General features: G+C 66.4%; 9 protein-coding genes. 3 read left to right on the top strand and 6 right to left on the bottom strand.

Annotation, left to right across the window (positions count from 1 at the left end; translation table 11 throughout):
- Positions 1–434: 434 nt before the first annotated feature.
- Complete coding sequence (locus AB0J69_RS61075; RefSeq protein WP_364138412.1) at positions 435–935, top strand: peroxiredoxin; 501 nt, start codon at positions 435–437, stop codon at positions 933–935.
- Positions 936–1324: 389 nt separating this feature from the next.
- Here the strand turns inward: AB0J69_RS61075 and AB0J69_RS61080 are convergent, their stop codons facing one another.
- The 4 genes from AB0J69_RS61080 to AB0J69_RS61095 form a co-directional block, all read right to left on the bottom strand.
- A complete protein-coding gene (locus AB0J69_RS61080) occupies positions 1325–2305 on the bottom strand; it encodes a hypothetical protein (RefSeq protein WP_364138414.1) in 981 nt (326 codons plus the stop codon).
- A 273-nt stretch (positions 2306–2578) separates the two neighbouring features.
- Positions 2579–3058 (bottom strand): hypothetical protein, encoded by a 480-nt coding sequence (locus AB0J69_RS61085; protein WP_364138416.1) that lies wholly within the window; start codon positions 3056–3058, stop codon positions 2579–2581.
- Positions 3055–3339 (bottom strand): hypothetical protein, encoded by a 285-nt coding sequence (locus AB0J69_RS61090; RefSeq protein ID WP_364138418.1) that lies wholly within the window; start codon positions 3337–3339, stop codon positions 3055–3057. The genes AB0J69_RS61085 and AB0J69_RS61090 overlap by 4 nt, the downstream gene beginning before the upstream one ends.
- A gap of 53 nt (positions 3340–3392) precedes the next feature.
- A complete protein-coding gene (locus AB0J69_RS61095; protein WP_364138420.1) occupies positions 3393–4406 on the bottom strand; it encodes an SAM-dependent methyltransferase in 1014 nt (337 codons plus the stop codon).
- A gap of 61 nt (positions 4407–4467) precedes the next feature.
- On the opposite strand from AB0J69_RS61095, the gene AB0J69_RS61100 reads away from it, so the two are divergent.
- Together AB0J69_RS61100 and AB0J69_RS61105 are read left to right on the top strand one after the other, a co-directional pair.
- A complete protein-coding gene (locus tag AB0J69_RS61100) occupies positions 4468–5211 on the top strand; it encodes a helix-turn-helix domain-containing protein (protein ID WP_364138422.1) in 744 nt (247 codons plus the stop codon).
- The gene (locus AB0J69_RS61105; RefSeq protein WP_364138425.1) at positions 5208–5696 is read left to right on the top strand and encodes an NUDIX domain-containing protein; all 489 of its coding nucleotides are present in this window, start codon (positions 5208–5210) and stop codon (positions 5694–5696) included. Before AB0J69_RS61100 ends, AB0J69_RS61105 begins: the two co-directional genes overlap by 4 nt.
- 23 nt (positions 5697–5719) lie before the next feature.
- On the opposite strand, the gene AB0J69_RS61110 is transcribed toward AB0J69_RS61105, so the two are convergent.
- Together AB0J69_RS61110 and AB0J69_RS61115 are read right to left on the bottom strand one after the other, a co-directional pair.
- The gene (locus AB0J69_RS61110) at positions 5720–6502 is read right to left on the bottom strand and encodes a transposase family protein (RefSeq protein ID WP_364138428.1); all 783 of its coding nucleotides are present in this window, start codon (positions 6500–6502) and stop codon (positions 5720–5722) included.
- Positions 6503–6622: 120 nt separating this feature from the next.
- Positions 6623–6988 (bottom strand): hypothetical protein, encoded by a 366-nt coding sequence (locus tag AB0J69_RS61115; RefSeq protein WP_364138431.1) that lies wholly within the window; start codon positions 6986–6988, stop codon positions 6623–6625.
- Positions 6989–7423: the final 435 nt, after the last annotated feature.

Consider the following 7423-nt stretch of genomic DNA (forward strand, 5'->3'; position numbering starts at 1 on the left):
CCACCACCCCACCCCACCCACAGGAGGCAGGCGCTCCTGCCCACCCACAGGAGGCAGGCGCTCCTGCCCACCCACAGGAGGCAGGCGCTCCTGCCCACCCACAGGAGGCAGGCGCTCCTGCCCACCAGCAGGACGGACACCCCTCCGCCCAGCGGCGGGAAGCATCCCTCTACAGCCGGCGATCCACCACGGCCACTTCCGCCCACCCGCAGGGCGCAACCGTCTCCGCCCGTCAACAGGACCCAGCCGCATCCGCCCAACGGCAGCAAGCGACCACCCCCGACCGCCCTCAGGAGGCGACAACCCCTCCCCACGCACAGGGGACGGCAACCCCTGCCCACCGGCAGGGGACGACAATCCCTCCCCACCCGCAGCGGACGGCAACCCCTGCCCACTGGCAGGAAGCAACCACGTCCTCTCACCAGCACGCGGCCATGAACGAACCCCGCCGTCAGGCCTCCCTCGCCGCGCTTCCCTCCTCCCATCACCTCGACGTGGTCTCCGACACCGCGAACGCGACGATCTTGTTCGCCTACCCGTCAACCGGCCTGGCCGCTTCCCTCCCCCCCGACTGGGACCAGGTCCCCGGGGCCATGGGCTGCACCCTGGAAAACCGCCTGTTCCGCGACCGCTACCCCGAGTTCACCGCCGCCGGCGTCGCCGTCCACGGCGTGAGCACGCAACGCCCGGACGAGCAGGCGGCCTTCGCCACCGCCGAGTCGATCCCGTTCCCGCTGCTCTCGGACATGGACCTGCACCTGGCCGCCGCCCTGAGGCTGCCGACGTTCCGAGCCGGTCAGGCCATGAAGCTCAAGCGCCTGATCCTGCTGATCGACCGCTCCCGCACCATCCGCCACGTCATCTTCCCGGTTGTGGACATCCCCTCAGCCATCACCGAATCCCTGGAAGCCGCCCAAGCCCTCAACGCGACCTGACCGATTCCGGCCTCCGCCCCGAGCCCTCGCCCTGCTCGCCGCACCCCGCCCCGCCACAGCGGTCAGGCAGCCGGACCAGGTACGGGGTTCGGGCCGGCTTCCACGTGGAGCCACCAACCGTCTTGGATAGGTTGCGCCCGATCTGTGGTGGGACGCGACCGAGACACCAGGTTCCTTGCGCCGGCTGTACACAGCCGCAACGCCTGCCGCTGAGCCAGTTGTGCAAGGCCACGACGCCCACTCCTTGCGCCGAAGCAGTATGCACTCCGCTTTGAGCGGAGCGTGCCCCGGTCGGAGCAGTGTCCCGGTCGGAGCAGTGTCCCGGTCGGAGCGGTGTCCAGCTGGAGCGGTGTCCAGCTGGAGCGGTGTGCGCCGGGTTGGGGGCTTGGTCAGGCGGCCAGGATTCGCGAGGGGTCGGGGGTTCGGCAGTCGATCGAGGTCAGGGTGGTGTGGTGGGAGGCCTGGGTTGCGCACAGCCAGTCGTTCAAGGAACCGGTGAAGCCTGATGGTGGGCCGACCTTGAGGCAGGTGATCTGGCCGGCGCCGGGGGCGGGGCCCACCTTGAGGCGGCGGATGCTGCCGGTGCGGCCCAACTCGCCCAGGTCCGCGTCGTACGGCGTCAGCTGGACGCCGAACGGGAGGCCGCCGTCCGGCTGGTCGGAGGGGTGGATCTGGAGGAAGTCATCGATGTTGCGGTGGGTGGCGGCCGGGTGGGTGGTGAGGTAGGTCAGGTGGTCTGTCAGCAGGCGGTTGGCCACCGTACGCAGGAGGTTGGTGGCGCACAGGTTGTGGGCGCAGGCGGCGCCGTCCAAGGTGATCTCGGGGAGGGCGAAGCGGCGCAGGCCCCGGGACGTGACGCGCAGGCAGTCGCATGCGCCCATGTCGGACGGGTCCCAGGGCGGGCAGGTCGCGGCGTCGTGGACCTGGACGTCCCAGGACAGCCAGTCGTCGTTGAGGCGGAAGTGGGTCGGCTCGCCGGCGCATCGTCCGCAGGTGAGGATGGTCGAGCCGGTCAGCGGGTCGATCAGCAGGCCGTCGCACTCCCGAGCCAGGGCCCTGGCGGAGGCGCGGGCCACCTGCACGGTGGTAAGGAGTTTGTGTGGGGGTGCCGTGGACTCCACCACGATGTGTTGCTTTGTGCGGCGGAGGCGGCGTCTCTCGTCGTCTGTGAGGTTGGTTTCGATGGGTTTCCACGGGGTTGGGTGGTGGGTCACCGACAAAGCGCCGTTGCCTGCAGCGCTGATCGCGGCTCTTCGGTACGGGCCGCCGACGCGCCAGGGCACGAACGACTCGACGTCGAACGGAGCGTGATCCGTGGCGACGATGAAGAGGGAGGTCATGGCGTCGGGCAAAGGGAGGGTGATCTTCATGGCTCGGTGGCCTCCATGCGGACGGGATCGTAGTGGTGGATGGAGCTCGGGCAGGGGTCGGGGCAAAGGGGAAGGCGGACGGGTGAGGTCAGACGTGTTCGGCTTGAGTCGCTTGGATCCGCGTCGGATGGGGTGGCCTCGCCCCGTCCGGCTCGGGTCCGGTCTGGAGGCACTCAGGATGGACGACGGCGGCTGGCGGGCGGGGAGTGGAGCGGGATTCTGTGGAGAACGATCGCTTGTCCACAATCAGGGGGTTGACCTGGGGTTTTACGGCTATGCTGCCCCGTGTTGGCCCGGTTGGCCCGCGAGCGGCCCGTGATCAGCGTTTTCGCTGGTCAGCGCCTCATTGGTGATCGTTTCGGCGGATAGGGCCGCCTCCGCCTGCCCGTTGACCGGTCCCCGCAGCGCTTCCGCAGGCACCCCGCTCCACACCAGCACGGCCAACTCCGCGAACGCGCCAGCCCGCACACCGTTCACGAACCGCTCCCAAACCAGATTCGGCACCTCGAACACCTTCGGCTGCCAGCCCACCGGTGCCACCGCGTCGAAACGCTCCTCTATCCGCACCCGCACCCACTCCGGCCGCACCCGCACCCGCTCCGGCACATACCGCCCCCGATGCACCGCATCCGCGAACGCCACCCACGCCGCAGCCCGCACCCGCAGCACCCACCGCTGTCCCCACCGCAGCTCCACGAACGGCCCGAACGCATCCAGCCGCGCTTGCAGGAACCCCGGATCATCGCTCGTCATCGCGCCACCCCCCACCGGCGCGTATCCCCGTACATCACCGAGGCCCGTTCCCGCACCGCCCGCACGACCCGCCGCGCCGCCGTCTCCACCGCCGACCCCGGACAGGTCGTGAACCGCTCGCCACCGCCCGGCACCGTCTCCACCGACCAGCGAAACCGCCACTCGCCGTTCATCCACTCACACCACACCGGCAGACCGACAGCCCAGATTCCGACGAGCGCGATCCCCTCACACTCCGAGATCTCCGGCTTCAGCCCCAGACGGCCCAGCTCATCCGCCAACGCCCGCGCCAACCGGCCCGCCGGACAACCCGTCGTGCTCACCACTGCCGTACTCATGGTCGCCACCCCACGCCGCCCACGAAATCCACCCGCGCCGCATCCAGCGCCGCCAGCCCTACCGCCATCTCCGGCCGCCACAACGGCACCCGCACCAACCCCGGCTCCACCAGCTCCGCACCCACAGCCTCGAAGAACCCCGCGATCTCCTCCTCGCTGCGCAACGCCACCGGCGCCGACGCTCGCGCATACGCCGCCACCGCCCGCACGGTGGTCTCTGTCCGCAGCACATGCGACACCACCAGGTAGCTCCCCGGTGCTGTCCCTCCCATCAGGTACCGCACGATCCCGTACGGATCCTCCTCAGGCAGGACGAAATGCAGGCTCGCCACCAGCAACACCGCCACCGGCTCACTGAAATCCAGCCGCTCAGCCGCGCACTCCAAGATCGTGGCCGGATCACGCATATCCGCTTCCACCACGATCGTGTGCTCATCCGTCGCCAGCAGCGCCCGCCCATGGCAGAGCACCACCGCATCGTGATCCACATACACCGTCCGCGCATCCGGCATGACCGCCTGCGCCACCTGATGAACGTTGCCGACCGCAGGCAGCCCGCTGCCGATGTCCAGGAATTGACGCACCCCCCGCTCCGCCAGGAACCGCACCGCACGGCCCAGGAACGCCCGATTCGCCCGCGCACACTCCCGCGCGTTCGGATTCAACTTCAGCGCTTCCTCAGCCGCCGCCCGATCCGCCGCCAGGTTGTCGTTCCCGCCCAGGAAGTAGTCGTACATCCGCGCCACATTCGGCATGTTGGGATTGATCGGGTCCCTTGGCCTCCGATGGCCCAGCAGATCCGCATCCAGCGTCGTACGCTTTCCGCCGACTGGCGCACTGTGCCCGGTATTTGATGCTTGAGCGGAATCATATTCTTCGTCCGCTATATTCCCGCCTACCCTTTTGCCCGGTTTCACAATGACCTCAACTAGCGACCGACGTCTGACCAGGGGTGTTTGCGAAAAGTTTCCAACGCGGTGGCCGGACAGCGCGCTGACACCGCTAGACATCTGGGGACATCCTTTAGCCAACTAGATTCCCCAAGTCGTCTAAAGGCGGGATACTCGCGTCATGGTCAATGAGCGTCTTCGCCGCACCATGCTCCGCGCTGGTCTAGATGTCGAACAGCTCGCCGATGCTGCCCAGGTAAGCGCAAAGAGCGTTAGTCGCTGGCTCAGTGGAGCCGCAATCCCCTACCCCAAAACCCGCTACAGGGTCGCTGCGATCCTCCAGGAGGACGAGTCGTACCTCTGGCCCGACGCAATTGATAAGGCTGCCCTGGTAGGAGCCGAACTAGTCGCTACCTACCCTCGCCGGACCGACGTTCCACGACATCAGTGGACAGAAGCGCTTCGGGCGGCCAGCCGAAATGTCGATCTCCTAGCCTTCGCTGGCTTGTTCTTGACTGAGGACCATCCCGACTGGTTGCCCACCCTCAGCGCCAAGGCGGAGTCTGGAGTCAGGGTCCGATTGCTTCTGGGCGACCCTCAGGGCAAGCAGCTCGAAGCACGCGACGCAGAACAACAGATAGGCGGCGGTGTCGCCGGGCGCGTCACGGCGGTCTTGCACTACTACACCCAGCACATGCCGCCCAGCGTTCACGTGCGACTGCATGACACGCCCCTCTACAACAGCATCTACCGTTTTGACGATGAGATGTTGATCAATGTCCACGTCTACGGCATTCTTGCGGCGTATACGCCCACTCTCCACCTCCGCAGGGTCGATGGATCGTGGTTCAACACCTACCTAGAGTCGTTCGAGCGCGTATGGGCGTCGGCCCGTCCGCTAGTGCGAGCGGAGGCCGGACGATGAAGAGACGCCGAATCGACTACTGGCGTGACCCTCACGCGCCTCATCCGACCAGTCGTAAGGCATCAGCCAGCGTGTTCGTTATGAACGGCGACGGCAAACTTCTACTCCTGCGCCGCACCGACAACGATCTCTGGACCATCCCGACCGGTGGAGTCAAGAAGGGTGAGACAGTCGCCGACGCTGGAGTTCGCGAGTGTCGGGAGGAGACAGGAATCGAGATCGCCATAACAGGGCTTGTGGGAGTCTTCTCCACGCCCGATCACGTGATCGCCTACATACACGACGACGAGGTTGACGAAGTACGCCAGCCCATAAATGTCTGTCTCCGTGCCCAAGTGTTGGGCGGCACACTCCAGCCCGCACCAAAGGAATCCCGTGAGGTTCGATGGGTGGAACCCTCCGAACTGGACAGCTACGACATCCAGCCCGCGATCAGGCGGCGCATCGATCACGGGCTGACCCACACAGAGCCGTACATCGAGTGACTGGCCGTATCACTGAACCCATTTCATCCTCGGGCGGCATGAGCGACGCGGCGGTTCTGTAGGACGGCGATGGCCTTGACCAGGTGGCCGGCCTTGCTGGGGCTGCAGCGCAACTTCCGCAGGATTCTCCAAGACTTGAGCTGCGCGTTCGCGCGCTCCCCGGGTCCGCGGAGCTTGGCGTGTGATTGGTTGGCCTGTTTCTGGGACGCCGGCTTGTTCCGGCCCTTGTACGGGGTGATGACGACGGTGGCCTCGGCCCCTTGATAGCCCTTGTCGGCCAGGGTGAGGATCCCCGCCTTCTCCAGTTCGCGCAGGATGCCCCACACTCTGGCAGCCGTCAGGTCGTGCGTACTGCCCGGCATCGCGCCGGAGGTCCACAGGATCGTCCCGTCCGGACCCGCGATCACCTGCACGTTCATGCCGTGGAGCCGATGCTTGCCGGAGAAGTAGGGACGGTCGGCCCGGACGCGATCGGTGTGGATGAGCGCCCCGTCCAGGATGACGTGGGTCAACCCGTCCTTCTTGGCCTTCCGTAAGGCTTGGGTGAGCTTGGGTGAGCGGGCCGACAGCAGCATGACGGTCTCCTCCACGTACCGCCAGGCCGTCGTAGCCGACACTCCGAATCCCGCGCTGATCTCGGTGAACGTCTCGTCCTTGCGCAGGTAGACCAGCACCAGCATGGCCTGCTGGCCGGGGTTGAGCCGTCGCCATGTCGATCCGATCGCCTTGCGGTGGCGGCGGATGAGCCCGGCGACGTAGGTCAGTGTTGAACGCGACAAATCGACGGCGGCACGATAGAACAGCACGGAAGCTCCTGGTGATGCTTGATCTTGGCAGACCTGCATCTACCAGGGGCTTTCTCTATTCACGGGTAAGGCGCGCCGCCAGCAATCGATCTGTGACCTGCGGCGTCAGGATTGAAGGGCTCACTGGTGCGCGTCGTTCCGGAACTCATACCACGGACCCTCCACGTGCCCGGCATCGCTCGGTCGGCTCGCGGGGCTCCAGATATAGCCGTAGCCGTCCCCTCCCCAGCCCTGGCCTCGATAGAAGTAGACACGGTCGTCCTCCCGGTAGACGATCTCGAACGAGAGGCTTCCGATGCTTTGATCCCTGAGTTCAGCGCCCTCCCCCAGCGTGCGGGCGACCGCCTCCATCCTCCCTGACGAGTGCGCGAAGCGCAGGTCCTCACTCCAGATCAGGGCCACGGCAAGGATGACGGCCAGGAGCGCCGCGCCCAAATACGCGGCTCTGCGTAACGCCAGCCTTTCTGCGCGGCTCGTCTCGGTCATGTGGTCATCTTCACATGTGCCAGGGCAGACCTACGAGGTCGCGCGAGGATGAAAAAGGTTCACTCATTGCCCCGGGACAAGCGACCAGCCTTTTGGGAACCCCCTCGGGTCGGTCATCGCACTGCGTGCCTCTGGCCCGCTGGACTCGCCGTAGAACGTAGGAAGGGCGAAGTGCTTGAGGGGCCCCGCCTCCGGCGGGGGCTCAGACTCCGGGATGGCGATGATCATACCCCTGAGCGTTGTTGGAGGGTTGCTGTGGGGACTCGCCTTCCCGTCTGTCGTCGCCTACGTCCAAGCCGAGCAGGCCGGGGCTTGGGGGTAAAGATCGTTCTTCCAGTAGGGGTTCTGGCCCACTTTCTGCGATTCGGTGACGGCACGTGATCGTCTTCTGTGATCATGACTGTGGTGTGCTCAGAATGATCTTGAGGTGCTGTT

Source organism: Nonomuraea sp. NPDC049709 (genome assembly GCF_040674815.1).
Taxonomy (GTDB): domain Bacteria; phylum Actinomycetota; class Actinomycetes; order Streptosporangiales; family Streptosporangiaceae; genus Nonomuraea.